We start from the raw sequence: 18920 nt of genomic DNA, 5'->3' as shown, positions 1-18920 counted from the left end.
TCCCGCTGGTTCACGCGGAGGTCCAGGCAGGTGACTGTTCGCAATGGGCGAGGCCCGCAATCCACCGTTCGGTGGATTGTGCGGTCAGCACCATACGGCGCCAGGGATGACCGGCGGGCCGATTCGCGGAAGGCGGCGGCTCGGAATGCTTGAGGCATGGCAGTCATCGAAGTCACCGGCCTCCGCAAGAGGTACGCGGACCTGACGGTCCTGGACGGGGTGTCGTTCTCGGTGGACGAGGGCGAGATCTTCGGCATCCTCGGCCCGAACGGCACCGGCAAGACCACCGTCGTCGAGTGCGTGGAGGGCCTGCGGCGACCCGACGAGGGCACGATCAGGGTGCTCGGGCTCGACCCGATCAAGGACGGGCGCGCGCTGCGCGAGCGCATCGGGGTGCAGCTCCAGCAGACCATGCTGCCGGACACCATCAAGGTGCGGGAGGCGCTGGACCTGTACGCCTCCTTCTACGCCGACCCGCGCGACTGGCGGGAGCTGCTGGTGGAGTGGGGGCTGGCGGACAAGCGCGACGCCCGCTTCGGCAAGCTGTCCGGCGGCCAGAAACAGCGGCTGTTCATCGCGCTGGCCCTGGTGGGCAAGCCCCAGGTGGCCTTCCTCGACGAGCTGACCACCGGCCTGGACCCGCAGGCGCGCCGCGCCACCTGGGAGCTGATCAAGCGGGTACGGGCGAGCGGCGTGACGGTCGTGCTGGTGAGCCACTTCATGGACGAGGTGGAGGAGCTGTGCGACCGGGTCGCCATCCTCGACCGGGGCCGGGTGGTGGCGATCGACACGCCGGGCGGGCTGGTCGGCGACGAGCACCGGATGCGGTTCACGCTGATGGGCGACGACGAGGTGGAGCTCGGCGGGGTGCCGGGCGTGACGGGCGTGTCCAGGACGGGCCGGCGGATGACGGTCACCGGCACGGGGGACTTCGCGACGGCGGTCACCGCGCACCTGGCCCGCCATCACGTCCTGGTCAGCGAGCTGCGCATCGACAAGCGCACGCTGGAGGACGCCTTCACCGCCCTCACCGGCCGTTCGTTCGACTGAGATCCGGACCGGGACCCGACCGAGATTCGACTGGAAGCAGGCCCATCATGAGGAAGCTCGTCGTCGTCGAGACCAAGCTGCTGATCCGGGAGCCCGGAGCGCTGTTCTCGCTGCTCATCCCGCTGTTCATCCTGGTGGTGTTCGGCAGCACGATCCAGCCGGGCGACACCGTGCTGCTGCCGATGGCGGTGGCGATCGCCGTCGGGCTGGTGGCCCTGTACATGGTGCCCACCACCCTCGCCACCTACCGCGAGCGGGGCGTGCTGCGCCGGCTGGCGGCCACGCCGGTCCGCCCGGGCAACCTGCTGCTGGTGCAGCTCGTGTTGCAGCTCGTCCTGGCGGTGACCGCCTGCGCGCTGCTGGTCGCGGTCGCGGGGACCGTGCTCGGCGCGCGCCTGCCGGCCCGGGTGGGGGCGGTGGTCCTGGTGTTCGCCCTGGGCACGGCGGCCATGTTCGCGATCGGCCTGCTCATCGCGGCGGCGGCGCCGAACGGCCGGGCCGCCAACGGGATCGGGGTGCTGCTGTACTTCCCGATGGCCTACCTGGCCGGGCTCATGCAGCCCGTGGACCAGATGCCGGATATCGTGGCGCGCGTCGGGGAGTACACCCCGCTCGGCGCCTTCGGGCAGAGCCTGCGGGACGTCTGGGCGGGGGCGGCTCCCGGCCCGCTGCCGCTGGGCGTCATGGCCGCCTACGCCGTGGTCGTCAGCGTGGCCGCGGCCAGGCTCTTCCGCTGGGAGTGAGTGAGGGATGACCGGCCGGCTCGACCGATGGGAACGACTGCTGGACCGGCAGCTCGCGGTGGCGCCGTACGCGCTGCTGGCGGTCTCCGCGGTGCTGGCCCTGCTGGACGGCCGCGGCACCCCGTGGCTCACGGCCGGGCTGGTGGCGCTGACGGCCGCCTGGATGTGGCTGGTGCCCCGCCGCGCGGCGTACGTGGCCGGGCTGGTGGTCCTGATCGGCGTCCTGTGCGGGCGGAGCGTGTGGTTCGCCAGCTTCTTCTCGCTGGTCGGATACCTGCACACCTGGCAGTACCTGAAGGGCGCGTGGCGCTTCGCCGGGGTGAGCGCCACGGCGGCGATCAGCGTCGCCGCCTACCAGGGGGGCCTGCCCGACCCCACCCCGTCCGGCGTCCTGACCTACCTGTTCTTCACCGCCGCCGTCGTCGCCGCGGTGGGCCTGTTCAGCTTCGTCGGCGAGGTCACCAGCGAGCGCAGCGCCGAGCGCAAGCGCATGGTGACGCGGCTGGAGGAGACGATGCGGGAGAACGCGGGGTTGCAGGCCCAGCTCCTGGTGCAGGCCAGGGAGGCGGGCGTGCTGGACGAGCGGCAGCGGATGGCGGCCGAGATCCACGACACCCTCGCCCAGGGCCTGACCGGCATCATCACCCAGCTCCAGGCGGCCAAGCGGGCCGAGCGGGCCGAGGACCGGGGGCGCCACCTCGACCTGGCCACGGGGCTGGCGCGCGAGAGCCTGGCCGAGGCGCGGCGCTCGGTGCACGCGGTGGGCCCGGGCCAGCTGGCCGCGGCGCCGCTGCCCGAGGCGCTCCAGGAGGTCGTCGCCCGGTGGGGCGAGCTCAACGGGGTACGCGCTGACTTCACCGTCACTGGTACGGTCCGTCCCATGCATCCGGAGGTCGAGGAGACGCTGCTGCGTACCGCGCAGGAGGCCCTGGCCAACACCGCCAAGCACGCCGGCGCCTCGCGGGTGGGCCTGACCCTGTCGTACATGGAGGATGTGGTCACCCTGGACGTGCGCGACGACGGCGCCGGGTTCGTCCCCGAGCGGGCCGGCGAGGCCGGCGGGTTCGGGCTGACCGCCATGCGCAAGCGGGTGAGCCGGCTGGCGGGCACGCTGGAGATCGAGTCCGAGCCGGGCGAGGGCACCGCGATCTCGGCGAGCGTCCCGGCGGTGTCCCGTGACTGAGACCCCCGTCCGGCTGCTGATCGCCGACGACCACCCCATCGTCCGGGACGGCATCCGCGGCATGTTCGCCGGCGACCCGGGCTTCGAGGTGGTCGGCGAGGCGGGCGACGGCCGGCGGGCCGTCGAGCTGGCGCGCGCGCTGAGCCCCGACGTGATCCTCATGGACCTGCGCATGCCCGGGCTGGACGGCGTCGGCGCCATCAAGGAGCTGGCCAGGCTGGGCAGCCCGGCCCGCGTGCTGGTGCTCACCACCTACGGCACCGACCGGGACGTCCTGCCCGCCATCGAGGCCGGCGCCACCGGCTACCTGCTCAAGGACACCGGCCGCGACGAGCTGGTCCGGGCCGTGCGGACGGCCGCGCGCGGCGAGGCGGTGCTCTCGCCGTCGGTCGCCACCCGCCTGCTCGGCCAGGTACGCGCGCCGGCCGACCCGCTGAGCGCGCGGGAGCTGGAGATCCTCCGCCTCATCGCCGACGGCGCCACCAACCGCGAGGTCGCCAGGCGCCTGTTCATCAGCGAGGCCACGGTGAAGAGCCACGTGCTGCACGTCTACGCCAAGCTGGGCGTCAACGACCGGGCCGCCGCCGTCGCCACCGCCTTCCGCCGCGGCCTGCTCAGCCTGGACGACGGCGGCTGAGCCCGCCGGGCCCGGTGGTGAAACTTTCACCGGTTCGCCGGGCACCGCCGCAGGCAGGCGCGCTTTCCCGATGGGACGCGTTGAGCCGGGGCCGCCGGGGCGCCTACCGTGTTGACATCGGCGCACCCCGATCCGGTCAAGGAGCCCGTCATGCGACGCAGCCGCGTCATCCCCTCCCTGGTCCTGGCCCTGCTCGCGTTCGTCGTGGCCGCTCCGCAGGCGCGGGCGCAGGCGGTGGGCGGGTTCGACTTCGACCGGGCGGAGGTGGCCGCCACGGGGCTGCAGGTGCCGTGGGCGATCGCGTTCCTGCCGGACGGCGACGCGCTGGTGTCGGAGCGGGGCACCGGGCGGATCCTGCGGGTGCGGCCCGGCCAGGCGGCCACGGCGGTCGCCACGATCAGCGGGCTGAGCGCGTCGGGGGAGAGCGGGCTGCTGGGCATCGCGGTCTCGCCGACGTACGCGCAGGACGGCTGGGTCTACGCCTACTTCACCAGCACGGCCGGCGACAACCGGCTGGTCAGGCTCCAGCTCAGCGCCCCGCAGACACAGACGGTGATCTTCAGCGGGGTGCCGAGCGCGACCATCCACGACGGCGGGCGGCTCGCGTTCGGGCCGGACGGCATGCTGTACCTGTCCACCGGCGACGCCAACAACAGCGCCAACGCCCAGAACCTCAACAGCCCGGCCGGCAAGATCCTGCGCATGACGCCCGCGGGCGGCGTACCGTCCGACAACCCGTTCCCCGGGTCACGGGTCTACAGCTACGGCCACCGCAACGTGCAGGGGCTGGCCTGGGACGCGCAGGGCCGCATGTACGCCAGCGAGTTCGGCCAGAACACCTGGGACGAGATCAACCAGATCGTGGCGGGCGGCAACTACGGCTGGCCGACCTGCGAGGGCGTCTGCTCCGGCTCCTCCTTCCGCAACCCGATCGTCACCTGGTCCACGGCCGAGGCGTCGCCGAGCGGGCTGGCGTACGCCAACGGCACGCTCTTCGCGGCGGCGCTGCGCGGGCAGCGGGTCTGGGCGGTGCCGCTCACCGCGAGCGGCACGGCAGGGACGCCGGTCGCCGAGCTGCAGGGCGCGTACGGCCGGCTGCGCGCCGCCGCGGTGGGTCCCGACGGATGGTTGTGGTTGTCGACCAGCAACCGGGACGGGCGCGGCACGCCGGTGGCCGCCGACGACCGGATCGTCCGCGTCCCGCCGTCCGGCGGCGGCCAGGACGACACCACGCCGCCCAGCGCGCCCACCGGGCTGGCCGCCTCGGGCACCACCGCGAGCGGGACGACGCTCGGCTGGACGGCCGCCACCGACGACGTCGGCGTGACGGGCTACGACGTCTTACGGGCGGCGGGCGCGTCCGGCGGCACGTTCGCCCAGGTCGGCACCACGGCCACCACCTCCTACACGGACTCCGGCCTGACCCCGGCCACCACCTACCGCTACCAGGTGCGCGCCAGGGACGCGGCCGGCAACCTCTCCCCCGTCTCCACCACGGTCACGGTCACCACGGCGGCGCAGGGCGGCGGCGGCTGCACGGTGGCGGCCACCGTCCAGACCCAGTGGGGCGGCGGCTACGTGATCCAGCCGGTGACGGTCACCAACACCGGCACCTCGGCGATCAGCGGCTGGACGGTGACGTTCACGCTGCCCGCCGGCCACGCCGTCACCGGCTCCTGGAACGCCACCCTGACGACGAGCGGCCAGACCGTCACCGCCAGGAACGCCGCGCACAACGGCGCGCTCGGCCCGGGGCAGAGCACGACGTTCGGCTTCCAGGCGAGCCGGCCCGGCGACTCCCGGCTCCCGTCCGGTTACAGCTGCGCCTGAGGCCCGCCCATTGTCAGGGGCATGGTTTTTGCCCCACTCTGTGCGGGTGACTCATCGGTGGATCGCCTGGACCGTTCCCGCCCCGCCTGGCCGGGGGAACTCGTGACCGGTCGGGACGCGCCCGAGCCGTCCCTGCGGGTGCTCGGCCCGCTCCAGGCCGACCTGCGCGGCCGGAGCGTGGACCTGGGCCCGGCCCGGCAGCGGGCGGTGCTCGCGCGGCTGGCCGCCGCCGGAGGGCAGGTCGTGTCCACCGACCGGTTCATCGACGACCTGTGGCGGGGGCAACCGCCGCCCAAGGCGCTGGCCGCGCTCCAGGTGTACGTCTCCAACCTGCGCCGCGCCCTGGAGCCGGACCGGCCGCCGCGCGCCCCGGCCCGGGTGGTGGTGAGCGCCCCGCCCGGCTACCGGCTGCGGCTGCCGGACGACGCCGTGGACGCCTGGCGGCTGCCCGGGCTCATCGAGGAGGCCGGGGCCGCGTTGCGCCGGGGGGCGGGGCAGGTCGCGTACGGGCTGCTGGAGCAGGCGCTCGGGCTGTGGACCGGCACCGCCTACGGGGAGTTCGCCGACGAGGAGTGGGCCGCCCCCGAGGCGGAGCGGCTGGCCGGGCTGCGGCTGCTGGCCGTCGAGCACCGGGCCGAGGCGGCGCTGCTGCTGGGCCGGCACGCCCAGGTCGTGCCCGAGCTGCGCGGGCACGTGGAGCGGCACCCGCTGCGGGAGAGCGGGGTGCGGCTGCTGGCGCTGGCCTGCTACCGGGCCGGCGCGCAGGCGGAGGCGCTGGCCGTGCTGCGGCGGGCGCGCGAGCGGCTGGCGGAGGAGCTGGGGGTGGATCCCGGGCCGGAGCTGCGGGCCCTGGAGCAGGACATCCTGCACCAGTCCGACACCCTGAACGCCCCGGCGGCGGCCGTCAGGCTGGACGAGCGTCCCGCCCCCTCGCAGGAGCCGGCCGGGCCGGTGCCGGACAGGCCGGTGCCGGACGGGCCGCTGCCGGACGGGCCGGTGCCGGACGGGCCGCTGCTGGTGGGGCGGGCCCGGGAGCTGGCGGTGCTGCGGGAGGAGGCCGCCCAGCCGGCGCACCGCACCGTCTGGCTCGGCGGCGAGCCGGGCGCCGGGAAGAGCACGCTGGCCGAGGCGTTCGCGGCCGAGCTGGCCGGGCGCGGCTGGCGGGTGGCGTTCGGGCGCTGCCCGGAGATCGACGGCGGCGCGCCGCCCGCCTGGGCGTGGAGCGAGATCGTCCGCCACCTGGCCGCCGGGTCCCCGCCGGACGACCCGGCGGGGCTGGCCCCGCTGCTGCACGACGGCGTCCCCATCCCCAACCAGTTCCAGCTCGCCCGCGCGGTGGCCGGCTACCTGGCCTCCCGCGCTCCCCTGCTGGTGGTGCTGGAGGACGTGCACCGCGCCGACGGCGAGACCCTGCACCTGCTGCGCCACCTGCCGCAGGCGGCCCGGCTGCTGGTGGTGGCCACCCACCGCCCGGACGAGACCACCGAGGACCTGGCCGCCACGCTCGCCGCGCTGGCGGCGGTCAGCCGGCACGTGGAGCTGCCGGGGCTGGCCGAGGAGGCGGTCGCCGAGCTGCTCGAACGCCACACCGGGCGGGCCCCCGACGCCGCGACCGTGCGCACCGTGCGCGAGCGCACGCTCGGCAACCCGCTGTTCGTCGCCGAGATCGCCCGGCTGCTGGCCTCGGAGGGCCCAGGGGCCGCCCGGGCGCTGCCGCCCGGCGTGCGCGACCTGATCCGGCGCAGGATCGCCCGCCTGCCCGCCACCGCGCAGACCGTGCTGCGCAACGCCGCCGTCGTCGGCCGGGACGCGGACGTGGACGTGCTGGTCGCGGTGCAGGACGGCGACGAGGACACCGTGCTCGACGGCCTGGAGGCCGGCGTCATGACCGGCCTGCTGTCCGAACCGGGGCCGGGGCGGGTGCGGTTCACGCACGTCCTGGTCAGGGAGGTGCTGTACGAGGACACGGCGCGGATCCGCCGTACCCGCCTGCACGGGCGCGTGGTGGCGACCCTGGAGCGGCTGCGGCCCGGCGAGCCGGCCGCGCTGGCCCACCACGCGCTGGAGGCCGGCTCGCCGGGCGCGGTCGCGCACGCCAGGGCGGCGGCGGCGCAGGCGTCCGGGCTGCACGCGCACCGGGAGGCGGCGGCCCTGTACCGGGCGGCGCTGCCGCTCGCCGGCGACGACGGGACCCGGCTGGAGCTGTTGTGCGGGCTGGTGTCGGCGCTCGGCCACGCGGGTGACGTGTCCGGCGCGCTCGCGGCGCGGGCCGAGGCGGTCCGGCTGTCACCCGGCGTGCGTGCGCTGACCTCGTACGACGCGCCGGTGATCTGGACCATCCAGCCCGACACCCGCTACGACGAGGAGTTCGTCGCGGCCGTGGAGCGGGAGCTGGCCGCCGGGCCGGGCCCGGAGGCGCGCTGCCGGCTGCTGGCGGCGCTGGTCTTCGCCGTGGAGGGCCACGACGACGGCCGGGTGGACGCCGCCGGCGCCGAGGCGGTGGCGCTGGCGCGCGGGCTGGGCCGGCCCGACCTGCTGTGCCTGGCGCTCAACGCCCGCTACTTCGCCGTCCTCGCCCCCGAGCGGCGCGAGGAGCTGGCGGCGCTGGGCGGCGAGCTGCTGGAGCTGGGCCGGGCGCACCGCCTGGTCGGCTACCTCACGCTGGGCCACATCGCCCTGCTCATGGCCGCGCTCGGCCGGGGCGACCTGGAGACGGCGAGCCGGCACGCCGACAGCGGCCTGGCGGTCTCCACGAGCGGCCAGCTCGGCCTGTCGCTGGTCATCCTGAGCCTGTTCGGCGCGCTGCGGAAGCTGGTCGAGGGCGACTTCGACGCGGCCGAGGCGACCTACACCGACGTCACCCGGCAGATGGCCGAGCGCGGCGCGGTGAACGCCGAGGCGATGGGCATGCTGGGCAGGTTCGTGGTGCGCCTGGCCCGGGGGAACGTCCGCGACTCGCTGCCCGAGCTGGCCGCCCTGCACGAGCGCCTGCCGAACGAGCAGACGCACGAGCTGTACGCGGGCGCCCTGGCCGCGGCCGGCGAGCCGGAGGCGGCCCGGCGGGTCTGGCGGCCCGGGCAATACCATCCGCGCGACTACTACTGGCTGCTGTGGGAGGCGCTGCGCGCGCAGACCGCCGTCGCGCTCGCGGACCGCGAGGTGGCCCGGCGCTGCTACGGGGCCCTGCTGCCGTGGGAGGACCGGGTGGCCGGCCTCAACAGCGGCTCGGTCACGCTCGGGCCGGTCGCGCTGGTGCTGGGCGACCTGGCCGGGCTGCTGGGCCTGCCGGCGGCCGGGGCGCACTACGCGCGGGCGGCCGAGGTCGCCGCCGGCATCGGCTCGCCGCACTGGGCGGCGGCCGCCCGCGAGCGCGCCGAGCGCCTCACGCGGCTCCGAAGATGAGCCGCTGGCGGCGCCGGTGCCCCCGGTTGAGCAGCGTGAGCAGGGCGAGGAGCACCGGCCCCGCCGCCCTGCGCAGCGCGGCCATCTCCTCCGGGCGCGCGTACTGGGCGATGCGCGGCAGGTCGAAGGCGATGTCGCCGCCCTTGCGCACCTCGTTCTCGACGGTCTTCCAGTCCTGCTCCGACACGTACGCGTCGATGACCGGGAACAGCAGCCGCTCCTCCTCCTCGATGTGCTCGTCGAGCAGGTCGGCGAGGGTGCCGAGGCCCTGGGCCATGCGCTTGGCGGCGGACGGGTCCGTGCCGAGCCGGTCCGCGGCGCCGGTGATCTCCGCCAGCAGCGGGTCGAGCTGGGTGTGGTCGTCGGTGAGGTCGCTCAGGTCCACCTCGGCGCCGGCCGAGCGGACGATGACCGGCCAGAGCACGTTGTCCTCGGCCTGGTGGTGATGGTGGATGCCGGCGCACAGCTTCCTGGTGAAGGTGGCGATCGCCTTGAGCCGGGCGGCGCCGGCGTGCTCGTCGCCGGCGGCGACGCCGTCCATGAGGCGGGCCAGGCGGCGGGTGTCGCCGCGCATGGCCCGGTGGGCGATGCGGAAGCCGAGGGTGTCGGGTGCCATGGTCGCTCCTTCGTCATGAGGGGATGGCACCAGGGTGCGCCGCGGCTCTTAGCCGTCTCTTGGCGTCTACTTGGAGGCCAGCGGCTTCTCGTAGCAGCGGGTCAGCGGCGCGTCGACGTATTTGCCGTAGGGCGGCGTCAGCGTGTACGCGCTGCGCTCGTACAGCCTGATGGCCTCCGGCTGCCGCAGCCCGGTGGCCAGCCGCATCCGCCGGTGGCCCATGTCCCTGGCCAGCTCCTCCAGCGCGCCGAGCAGCGCCTTCGCGATGCCCTGGCCGCGGTGGGCGGGGGCCACGTACATGCGCTTGAGCTCGCCAGTCAGCGCGTCCACGGGCTGGACGGCGCCGCAGCCGACCGCCCGCCCGTCCACGACCGCCACCAGGAACCGCGCCCCGTCGCGCACCTGGGAGCGTCCCTCAGGGCCGTAGCGGGCCACCAGCTCGGCGAAGGCGGCGTCGAGCAGCGCGCTCAGCTCTCCGTCCGCGGGGTCCCGTTCCTCGATCAGCATGCCCGACATCGTAGGAAATGTCGGTCAGAGGCCGAGCGCCTGGGCCGGGTCGGCGAGGATGCGCTGGATGACCAGCCCGGCGGCGCCCAGCACCGCCGCGTCCGGGCCGGTCCCCGAGACCACGAGCGGGGGCGGCGCGCCGCGCATCTGGGCCAGGCGGGTGCCGAGCCCGTCCGCGACGGGCCCTTCCAGCCAGGGGAACAGCGGCGCGAAGACGCCGCCGAGCACGATCCGGCCGGGGTCCAGCAGGTGGACGGCCGAGGTGAGCGCCACGGCCAGCGCGTGACCGGCCCGCTCGCACGTCTCCAGCGCCCGCGGCTCGCCCGCCTCCAGCCGCTCCACCAGCGCGGTCACCGACTCCAGCGGCCCGAGCAGGGCGTCCTGGCCGGCGTAGACCTCCAGGCAGCCCCGCCCGCCGCACCGGCACCCGGGCCCGTCGGGCACGACCACGACGTGGCCCAGCTCGCCGGCCAGGCCGAAGGTGCCGCGGAACAGCGTGCCGCCGACCACCAGGCCGGCGCCGATGCCGATCTCGCCGGAGACGTACAGGAAGTCCGGCTCCCGCGAGCCGAACCACAGCTCGCCCAGCGCCGCCAGGTTGGCCTCGTTGTCGATCGCGAACGGCAGGTCGCCGGCCGGCTCCTCCACCCGCACGTCCCGCCAGCCCAGGTGGGGCGCGCTGCGCAGCAGCCCGCCCGCCCCGGTGTCCTCCACGGTGCCGGGCACGGCCAGCGCGGCCCCCATGACCCGCAGCCCGCCCGCCTCGGCCTCGGCGGTGATCTCCTGGGCGAGGGCGCGCAGCCGGCCCAGGATCTCGGCGGGGTCGGAGTTGCGGTTGTCGGCGGGGCGGGTGCGGCGCAGCCGTACGGCGCGGGTCAGATCGACCACGCAGGCCGCCAGGTAGTCGATGTTGACCTCCAGGCCGAGCGTGGCCACCCGGTGCCCACTTAAGCCGACCGCCACGCCGGGGCGTCCCCGCTCGCCGCCGCGTACGGCGCCGCCCTCGGCGACCACCCCGGCCTCCAGCAGGTCGGCGACCAGGCTGGAGACGGTGGTCTTGGTCAGCCCGGTCCGCTCGGCGAGCGCCGCGCGGGTGTGCGGTCCCGTGCGGTGGATGGCGTCGAGGACCACGGCCAGGTTACGGGCGCGCATGGAATCATGCCGGACCCCTCTTGACGGCACCCCGCCCACCTCCTCAGGATTAGTACAGATTATGGACTAAACGCAGGGAGCGCAGGAAGATGCCCGCATTCACCCCGACCCCCGACGACCGCTTCACCTTCGGCCTCTGGACCGTGGGCTGGCAGGCGCGCGACCCGTTCGGCGACGCCTCCCGCGCTCCGCTCGACCCGGTCGAGGCCGTCCACAAGCTGCACGAGCTGGGCGCCTACGGCGTCACCTTCCACGACGACGACCTGCTCGCCGTCGAGTCCGACCGCGACAAGGCCATCGCCGCCTTCAGGAAGGCCCTGGACGAGACCGGCATGAAGGTCCCCATGGCCACCACCAACCTCTTCACCCACCCGGTCTTCAAGGACGGCGCGTTCACCAGCAACGACCGCGACGTGCGCCGCTACGCCCTGCGCAAGGTCATGCGCAACCTCGACCTGGCCGCCAGCCTCGGCGCCAGGACCTACGTCTGCTGGGGCGGCCGCGAGGGCGCCGAGTCCGACGCCGCCAAGGACGTCAAGGCCGCCCTCGACCGCTACAAGGAGGGCCTGGACCTCCTGTGCCAGTACGTCATCGACAAGGGCTACGACATCCGCTTCGCGCTGGAGCCCAAGCCCAACGAGCCCCGCGGCGACATCCTGCTGCCGACCATCGGCCACGCCCTGGCGCTGATCAACGAGCTGGAGCACCCCGAGATGGTGGGCCTCAACCCCGAGGTCGGCCACGAGCAGATGGCCGGGCTCAACTTCGTCCACGGCATCGCCCAGGCCCTGTGGCACGGCAAGCTCTTCCACATCGACCTCAACGGCCAGCACGGCCCGAAGTACGACCAGGACCTGATCTTCGGCCACGGCGACCTCAAGAGCGCCTTCTTCCTGGTCGACCTGCTGGAGAACGGCGGCTACGACGGCCCCCGCCACTTCGACTACAAGCCGCTGCGCACCGAGGACGCCCAGGACGTCTGGGACTCGGCCGCCGCCAACATGCGCACCTACCTCATCCTCAAGGACAAGTCCGCCAAGTTCCGCCAGGACCCGGAGGTCCAGGAGGCCCTGGCCGCCAGCCGGGTGACCGAGCTGGCCCAGCCGACCCTGGCCGCCGGCGAGACCTGGCAGAGCCTGGCCGAGGACGACTTCGACGTCGAGGCGGCCGCCGCCCGCGGCTTCCACTTCACCCGGCTCAACCAGCTCGCGCTGGAGCACCTGCTGGGGGTGCGCGGATGAGCAAGCCGATCAGCGTCCAGCTCTACACCGTCAGGGATGCGCTGGCCGCCGATCGCGACGCCGTGCTGCGGCGCATCGCCGGGATCGGCTACCGGGCCGTCGAGCCGTACGACCCGATGACCGATCCCGAGGGCTTCCGCCGGGTCGCCGACGACCTCGGGCTCCAGGTGTCCGCCACGCACGCGTACGCCCTGCTCAGCCAGGACACCACGAAGGTCCTCGACGCGATCGCCACGATCGGCACCGACCTGGCGATCGTCCCCGGCGGCGTCGCCGAGGAGGAGTTCACCACCCCCGACGGCCTGCGGCGCACGGCCGACCTGCTCAACGGCCTGGCCGAGCGGGCGGCCGGGCACGGCGTGCGGATCGGCTACCACAACCACTGGTGGGAGATCGAGCCGCGCGTCGGCGGCCGGCACGCCCTGGAGGCGCTGGCCGACCTGCTCGCGCCCGAGGTCTTCCTGGAGATCGACACCTACTGGGCGGCGGTCGGCGGCGCCGACGTGCCCGCCCTGCTCGGCCGCCTGGCCGGGCGCACGCCGGCGCTGCACGTGAAGGACGGCCCGGTGGTCAAGGGCGAGCCGCACACGGCGGTGGGCGCGGGCGCGATGGACGTGCCCGCGATCCTGGCCGCCGCGCCGGACGCCTGGCGGACCGTCGAGCTCGACGAGTGCGCCACCGACGTCTTCGCCGCGCTGGCCGACAGCCACTCCTACCTCACCTCCCTGGAGGTCTCTTGACCGAAGGCCCCGTCGGCGTCGCCCTGGTCGGCGCCGGAGTGATCAGTGGCCAGTACCTCCGCAACCTCACCTCGTTCCCCGACGTGCGCGTGCTCGGCGTGGCGGACCTCGACACCGAGCGGGCCGCGGCGGTCGCGCGCGAGCACGGCGTGCCCGTGTCCGGCCCGCTCGCCACGGTGCTCGGCCTGCCCGAGGTGGAGATCGTCGTCAACCTGACCGTCCCGTCCGCGCACGCGGCCGTCGCGCTGGAGTCGCTGCGCGCCGGCAAGCACGTGTACGGCGAGAAGCCGTTCGCCATGGACCCCGACGAGGGCGCCAAGGTCATGGCCGAGGCCGCCGGGCTCGGCCTGCGGGTGGGCGGCGCTCCCGACACCTTCCTGGGCGCCGGGCTCCAGTCCGCGCTGCACGCGCTGCGCTCGGGCCTCATCGGCGAGCCGGTCGCCGTCACGGCGGCCACGCAGAGCCTGGGGCCCGAGTCGTGGCACCCCAATCCCGAGTTCTTCTACCAGCCGGGGGGCGGGCCGCTGTACGACCTCGGCCCCTACTACCTGACCGCCCTGGTGTCCCTGCTCGGCCCGGTCGCCCGGGTCGCGGCGAGCACCCGCAGGGCCCGCGCGCGGCGCGTGGTGGGCTCGGGCCCCAAGGCGGGCACGACGTTCCCCGTGGACGTGCCGACCCACGTCAACGCCCTGCTGGACTTCCCCGGCACGGCGACGGCGGCGGCCACGTTCAGCTTCGACTCGCCCGTCAACCGCCGGATGATCGAGATCATCGGCACCGAGGGCGCGCTGTCCCTGCCCGATCCCAACACCTTCGAGGGGCCGCTGCTGGCCCGCGGCGCGCACGACACGGACTGGCGCGAGCTGCCGGTGTCGGGCACGACCGCGAGCCGGGGCATCGGCGTCCTGGACATGGCCAGGTCGCTGCGGGCGGGCACGCCGCACCGGGCCTCCGGCGAGCTGGCGTACCACGTGCTCGACCTGATGGCGGCCATCGCCCTGGCGGGCGAGCGCGCCGAGTTCAGGACGGTCGCCTCGACCCTGACCGCGCCGGAGCCGCTGCCGGACGGCTGGGACCCGTACGCCGCCACTCTCACGTGAACCGGCCGATCCGAACACGATAAGTTACATCATCCTTACTCAAAGTCATCTTCACAGCTCGGCCGGGCATGTATCGGGAAGCGTCATCGTACGGTTACGCGACTCCCGAACGAGGGTGATCCCATGCGTGTCCTGATCCAGCTCCGGCCCGCCACCGACGTCGTGGCGTCCGTGCTCGACCCCCGCGTCGCCAGCACGGTCGCCGACGTCGTCTCCGACCTGCCCGGCGTCTCGCTCGACGCGGCGTTCGGCCCCGTCGCGGTCCCGCGCGCCCGTCCCAGCGCGGCCCACGGCGGGGCGCTCTCGCTCTCCCCGCGCGTGGAGTTCTCCCTGTCCCCCGAGCACGCCTCCGTGCTCGTCCGCGGCGAGATCCCCGACGCCGAGCTGTCCACCCGGCTCTCCCGGCTCCAGTCGGCCGTCCCCGAGGTCACCGGGATCTTCGCCGACCCGTTCATCCAGCCCTCCGGCCCCACCTGCGGCGGCGACGGGCCGGTCGGCGACTGGCACGACGTCAGGCGGCTGCTGCACGCCTCCGAGCTGTGGGAGGAGGGCCACGACGGCGAGGGCGTGGCCGTCGCCGTCTGCGACACCGGCATCAACGCCGCCCACGTGCGGTCGGCCCTCGGCGAGGACGTCGAGGTCGACGCCGGGCGGAGCTGGGCCCCGCCCGGCGTGCCCAAGAGGCCGGGGGCGTATCCGGTCAACCACGGCACGATGTGCGCCTTCGACGTGCTGCTGGCCGCTCCCAAGGCGACCCTGCTGGACATCCCGATCCTGCTGTCGCAGCAGGGCAGCGTGCAGGGCCTGCTCTCCGACGCCGTCGCCGCCTACTCCCACCTGCGCGGGGTGCTCAACGCCATGTCGGAGGAGCACCGGGCCCTGGTGGTCTCCAACAGCTGGGGCCTGTTCTCGCCTCTCGGCGACCTGCCGCCCGGCCATCCCGGCAACTACTCCGACAACCCCTCGCACCCTTTCAACCTCATCGTCGGCAGCCTGGCCGACGCGGGCGCGGACGTCGTCTTCGCGGCGGGCAACTGCGGGCGCGACTGCCCCGACCAGCGCTGCGGCTTCCGCGAGCGGCCCATCGTCGGCGCCAACGGCCATCCCGACGTGTTGTCCGTGGGCGGCGTGGACACCCGCCGCGAGCGCGTCGGCTACTCCTCGCAGGGGCCGGCCAGGCTCGCCGACCGTAAACCCGACCTGTGCTCCTACACGCACTTCGCCGGCTCCGGCGCGGTCGGCGAGGCCGACACCGGCACCTCGGCCGCCTGCCCCACCGCGGCCGGCGTGGTGGCCGCGGTCCGCACCCGGCGGACCGCCGTCCAGCTCTCGCCCGAGCAACTGCGCACCCAGCTCAACCGCACGGCCGACGACCGCAGCACCGTGGGCTACGACTACGACTACGGCTGGGGCATCATCGACCCGCCCGCCGTGCTGGCCGCCCTCGGCCGCGCCCGTGGAGAGCGCGCCGCCTGACATGGTCCTGCTCCAGGTGCACCTGCCGCCCGGCGCCACCCTCTCCGAGGCGCTGCGGTCCCTGGGCCTGTCCGAGGAGGACGTCGATCTCGGCTACGGGCTGGTGGCCGTCCTTCCCGAGGCCGGCCTGTACGTCCTGCGCGTCACGGAGGAGGCCGGCCGCCGGGCCGACGGGCAGGTCTTCGCGGACCCGCCCATCGAACCCGGCTGAGGCGTTGGCCCGAACTGTCCCGAACCGCGACAATGGCCCGATGGCTGAACGTGGTGAAGGCGACTGGGTGTCCCGGTTCGCGGACGAGGTGATCTCCGAGGCGGAGCGGCGCGGCACCGGCGGGCCGATCGTCTGCGCCTCCGGCCTCAGCCCCTCGGGCCCGATCCACCTGGGCAACCTGCGCGAGATCATGACCCCTCACCTGGTGGCCGACGAGCTGCTGCGGCGCGGGGTGCCCTGCGTGCACCTGCTGTCCTGGGACGACTACGACCGCTTCCGCCGGGTGCCCGCGGGCGTGGACGAGTCCTGGGCCGAGCACGTCGGCAAGCCGCTGACCGCGGTGCCCGCGCCGCCCGGCAGCCCGCACGCCAACTGGGCCGAGCACTTCAAGGCCCCGATGATCGAGGCCATGACGGCCCTGGGCGTGCGGTGCCGGATGATCAGCCAGACCGAGCAGTACACCTCGGGGGCCTACCGCGAGCAGATCCTGCTGGCGGTGCGCGAGCGGGCCGCCATCGACGCCGTGCTGTCGCGGCACCGCACCAGGCAGCGGGCCGGGAGCGGGCAGGAAGGGGAGTACTTCCCGTACCGGCCGTACTGCGAGCTGTGCGGGCGCGACCTCACCACCGTCACCGCCTACGACGACGAGACCACCGAGCTGGCCTACTCCTGCGCGTGCGGCTTCGGCGAGACCGTGCGCCTGGCCGAGCACGACCGGGGCAAGCTGGTGTGGAAGGTGGACTGGCCGATGCGGTGGGCGTACGAGGGCGTGCTGTTCGAGCCGTCCGGCGTGGACCACCACTCGCCCGGCTCGGCCTGGACGGCCGGCGGCCGGATCGTGGGCGAGGTGTTCGGCGGCGAGCGGCCGATCGGCCCGATGTACGCCTTCGTCGGCATCACCGGCATGGCCAAGATGAGCAGCTCCAAGGGCGACGTGCCGACCCCCGCCGACGCCCTGGAGATCATGGAGGCCCCGGTGCTGCGCTGGCTGTACGCGCGCCGCAAGCCCGCCCAGTCCTTCAAGATCGCCTTCGACCAGGAGATCCACCGGCTCTACGACGAGTGGGACGCCCTCGGCAGGAAGATCGCCGCCGGGCAGGCCAAGCCCGCCGAGCTGGCCGCCTACGACCGGGCGGTCACCACCGCCGAGGGCCCGCTGCCCCTCACCCCGCGCCCGGTGCCCTACCGGACGCTCGCCTCCATCGCCGACATCACCACCGGCCACGCCGAGCAGACCCGGCGCATCCTGCGCGACCTCGACGGCATCGACGACCCCGCCGCCGCCCGCCCCCGCCTGGACCGGGCGGGGCGCTGGGTGGAGCTGCACCTGCCCGCCGACCAGCGCACGCGGGTGCGCGAGGAGCCCGACGAGGAGCTGCTCGACTCGCTCGGGCCGGGCGAGCGCGAGTCGCTGCGGCTGCTGGCCGACGGCCTGGACGACTGGTCGCTGGACGGGCTGACGGCGCTGGTGTACGGCGTCCCGAAGCGCCAGGCGGGCCTGCCGGCCGACGCCGAGGCGACCCCGGAGCTGAAGGCCGCCCAGCGCGCCTTCTTCGCCCTCCTCTACCGCCTGCTGGTCGGCCGCGACACCGGCCCCCGCCTGCCGACGCTGCTGCTCGCGGTGGGCGCCGACCGCGTCCGCAAGCTGGTGGGCGCGTGAACCTCCGCACGCCGGCGGACGGGCACGTGAACGGCGCCTTCCTCATCACCGGGATCATGGCCTCCGGCAAGTCCACGGTGGCCCAGCGGCTGGCCGAGCGCCTGCCCAGGGCCGCGCACGTCCGGGGCGACGCCTTCCGCCGCATGGTGGTCTCCGGCCGCGCCGACATGACGCCCGAGCCGTCGCCGGAGGCGCTGCGCCAGCTCCGCCTGCGCCACCGGCTCGCCGCGGCCGCCGCCGACCTGTACGCGGAGGCCGGCTTCACCCCGGTCGTCCAGGACCTCGTGCTCGGGCCGGACCTGGCAGGCTTCGCCCGGCTGATCCGCACCCGCCCCCTGCGCGTGGTCGTGCTGGCCCCCGACCCGGCGGTGGTGGCCGAGCGCGAGCGGGCGCGGCCCAAGACCGGCTACGGCGGCGGCTGGACGCCCGCGCTCCTCGACGACGTGCTGCGCCGCGAGACCCCGCGCCTCGGCCTGTGGCTGGACACCTCCCTGCAGACCCCGGAGGAGACCGTGGCCGAGATCATCACTAGAGCGGCTGAAGCGGTGGCCGTCAAGACATAGGAACGATCTCTGCAAGGCAATGTCAAGCCGGTTGCATGGCGGGCGGGAGAACCTTGCCCCATGAACAAGCAGTCTTCCGCCGCCAGCGTCAGCGTCATCGTGCCCGCGATGAACGAGGCAGAGAACCTTCCCCACGTCTTCGCCACGCTGCCCGACTGGATCGACGAGGTGATCCTGGTCGACGGCAACTCGGTCGACGACACCGTCGCGGTCGCGCGAAGGCTCCGTCCCGACCTGCGGGTCGTCGTCCAGTCCCGGCGCGGGAAGGGCAACGCGCTCATCGAGGGCTTCCAGGCCGCCACCGGCGACATCATCGTCATGATCGACGCCGACGGCTCCACCGACGGCCACGAGATCCGCCACTTCGTCGACACGCTGCTGACCGGCGCCGACTTCGCCAAGGGCTCCCGGTACGCGCCCGGCGGCGGCTCCGACGACCTGAGCCCGTGGCGCTCGCTCGGCAACAAGGTGCTGACCGGCTTCACGAACCTGCTCTACGGCACCGGCTACACCGACCTGTGCTACGGCTACAACGCCTTCTGGGCCCGCCACCTGGACGCCCTGAGCCTCGATTGCGACGGTTTCGAGATCGAGACGCTGATGAACGTCCGCGCCGCCAAGGCCGGGCTCGTCATCCGCGAGGTGCCCAGCCACGAGCGCTCCCGCATCCACGGCACCAGCAACCTCCACGCCGTGCGCGACGGCTGGCGGGTGCTGAAGACGATCCTCCGCGAGCGGACCTGGGCCCGGCCCGTCCCCGCCCAGGCCCAGGCCCAGGCTCAGGTGGCTCTCGCCAAATGAGGGATGAC

Annotated in this window: 17 protein-coding genes; 14 read left to right on the top strand and 3 right to left on the bottom strand. The window is 74.5% G+C overall.

Features of this window, described 5'->3' with window-relative positions; translation table 11 throughout:
* The first annotated feature begins 156 nt into the window (after positions 1 to 156).
* The 6 genes from AB0H75_RS40405 (at position 157) to AB0H75_RS40380 (ending at position 8845) form a co-directional block, all read left to right on the top strand.
* A complete protein-coding gene (locus AB0H75_RS40405) occupies positions 157 to 1050 on the top strand; it encodes an ABC transporter ATP-binding protein (RefSeq protein ID WP_367805406.1) in 894 nt (297 codons plus the stop codon).
* A 47-nt stretch (positions 1051 to 1097) separates the two neighbouring features.
* A complete protein-coding gene (locus AB0H75_RS40400; RefSeq protein ID WP_367805404.1) occupies positions 1098 to 1793 on the top strand; it encodes an ABC transporter permease in 696 nt (231 codons plus the stop codon).
* A 7-nt stretch (positions 1794 to 1800) separates the two neighbouring features.
* Entirely contained in the window at positions 1801 to 2976 is a 1176-nt protein-coding gene (locus AB0H75_RS40395) for a sensor histidine kinase (RefSeq protein WP_367805402.1), read from the top strand.
* Positions 2969 to 3613 carry a response regulator gene (locus AB0H75_RS40390; protein ID WP_367805400.1) on the top strand — a complete coding sequence of 215 codons (645 nt, stop codon included), beginning with the start codon at positions 2969 to 2971 and terminating at the stop codon, positions 3611 to 3613. Before AB0H75_RS40395 ends, AB0H75_RS40390 begins: the two co-directional genes overlap by 8 nt.
* A 150-nt stretch (positions 3614 to 3763) precedes the next feature.
* Complete coding sequence (locus tag AB0H75_RS40385) at positions 3764 to 5443, top strand: PQQ-dependent sugar dehydrogenase (protein ID WP_367805398.1); 1680 nt, start codon at positions 3764 to 3766, stop codon at positions 5441 to 5443.
* Positions 5444 to 5545: 102 nt separating this feature from the next.
* The gene (locus AB0H75_RS40380) at positions 5546 to 8845 is read left to right on the top strand and encodes a BTAD domain-containing putative transcriptional regulator (RefSeq protein WP_367805396.1); all 3300 of its coding nucleotides are present in this window, start codon (positions 5546 to 5548) and stop codon (positions 8843 to 8845) included.
* Here AB0H75_RS40380 and AB0H75_RS40375 read toward each other — a convergent pair.
* From AB0H75_RS40375 to AB0H75_RS40365, 3 genes are all read right to left on the bottom strand, one after another.
* Positions 8826 to 9461 carry a hemerythrin domain-containing protein gene (locus tag AB0H75_RS40375; RefSeq protein WP_367805394.1) on the bottom strand — a complete coding sequence of 212 codons (636 nt, stop codon included), beginning with the start codon at positions 9459 to 9461 and terminating at the stop codon, positions 8826 to 8828. The genes AB0H75_RS40380 and AB0H75_RS40375 overlap by 20 nt on opposite strands.
* A 66-nt stretch (positions 9462 to 9527) precedes the next feature.
* Positions 9528 to 9968, bottom strand: a complete 441-nt coding sequence (locus tag AB0H75_RS40370) for a GNAT family N-acetyltransferase (protein ID WP_367805392.1) — start codon at positions 9966 to 9968, stop codon at positions 9528 to 9530.
* A gap of 24 nt (positions 9969 to 9992) precedes the next feature.
* Positions 9993 to 11120: an ROK family protein gene (locus AB0H75_RS40365; protein WP_367805390.1), complete on the bottom strand. Its 1128-nt coding sequence runs from the start codon at positions 11118 to 11120 to the stop codon at positions 9993 to 9995.
* Between the two features lie 89 nt (positions 11121 to 11209).
* Between AB0H75_RS40365 and xylA the strand changes: the two genes are divergently transcribed.
* From xylA to AB0H75_RS40325, 8 genes are all read left to right on the top strand, one after another.
* A complete protein-coding gene (xylA, locus tag AB0H75_RS40360; RefSeq protein ID WP_367805388.1) occupies positions 11210 to 12361 on the top strand; it encodes a xylose isomerase in 1152 nt (383 codons plus the stop codon).
* Entirely contained in the window at positions 12358 to 13101 is a 744-nt protein-coding gene (locus AB0H75_RS40355) for a sugar phosphate isomerase/epimerase family protein (RefSeq protein WP_367805386.1), read from the top strand. The genes xylA and AB0H75_RS40355 overlap by 4 nt, the downstream gene beginning before the upstream one ends.
* Complete coding sequence (locus tag AB0H75_RS40350) at positions 13098 to 14201, top strand: Gfo/Idh/MocA family protein (RefSeq protein ID WP_367805384.1); 1104 nt, start codon at positions 13098 to 13100, stop codon at positions 14199 to 14201. Before AB0H75_RS40355 ends, AB0H75_RS40350 begins: the two co-directional genes overlap by 4 nt.
* A gap of 123 nt (positions 14202 to 14324) precedes the next feature.
* A complete protein-coding gene (locus tag AB0H75_RS40345; protein ID WP_367805382.1) occupies positions 14325 to 15677 on the top strand; it encodes a S8 family serine peptidase in 1353 nt (450 codons plus the stop codon).
* 1 nt (position 15678) lies between these two features.
* Positions 15679 to 15888, top strand: coding sequence for a hypothetical protein (locus tag AB0H75_RS40340; RefSeq protein ID WP_367805380.1), 210 nt, complete (start codon positions 15679 to 15681; stop codon positions 15886 to 15888).
* 40 nt (positions 15889 to 15928) lie between these two features.
* A complete protein-coding gene (gene lysS / locus AB0H75_RS40335) occupies positions 15929 to 17548 on the top strand; it encodes a lysine--tRNA ligase (protein WP_367805378.1) in 1620 nt (539 codons plus the stop codon).
* Positions 17545 to 18111 carry an AAA family ATPase gene (locus tag AB0H75_RS40330; protein WP_367805376.1) on the top strand — a complete coding sequence of 189 codons (567 nt, stop codon included), beginning with the start codon at positions 17545 to 17547 and terminating at the stop codon, positions 18109 to 18111. The genes lysS and AB0H75_RS40330 overlap by 4 nt, the downstream gene beginning before the upstream one ends.
* Before the next feature lie 60 nt (positions 18112 to 18171).
* A complete protein-coding gene (locus AB0H75_RS40325) occupies positions 18172 to 18912 on the top strand; it encodes a glycosyltransferase family 2 protein (protein ID WP_367805374.1) in 741 nt (246 codons plus the stop codon).
* Positions 18913 to 18920 lie beyond the last annotated feature (8 nt).

This window comes from Nonomuraea sp. NPDC050783 (genome assembly GCF_040802095.1).
Taxonomy (GTDB): Bacteria; Actinomycetota; Actinomycetes; order Streptosporangiales; family Streptosporangiaceae; genus Nonomuraea.
This window is presented reverse-complemented; position numbering and strand designations above follow the sequence as displayed.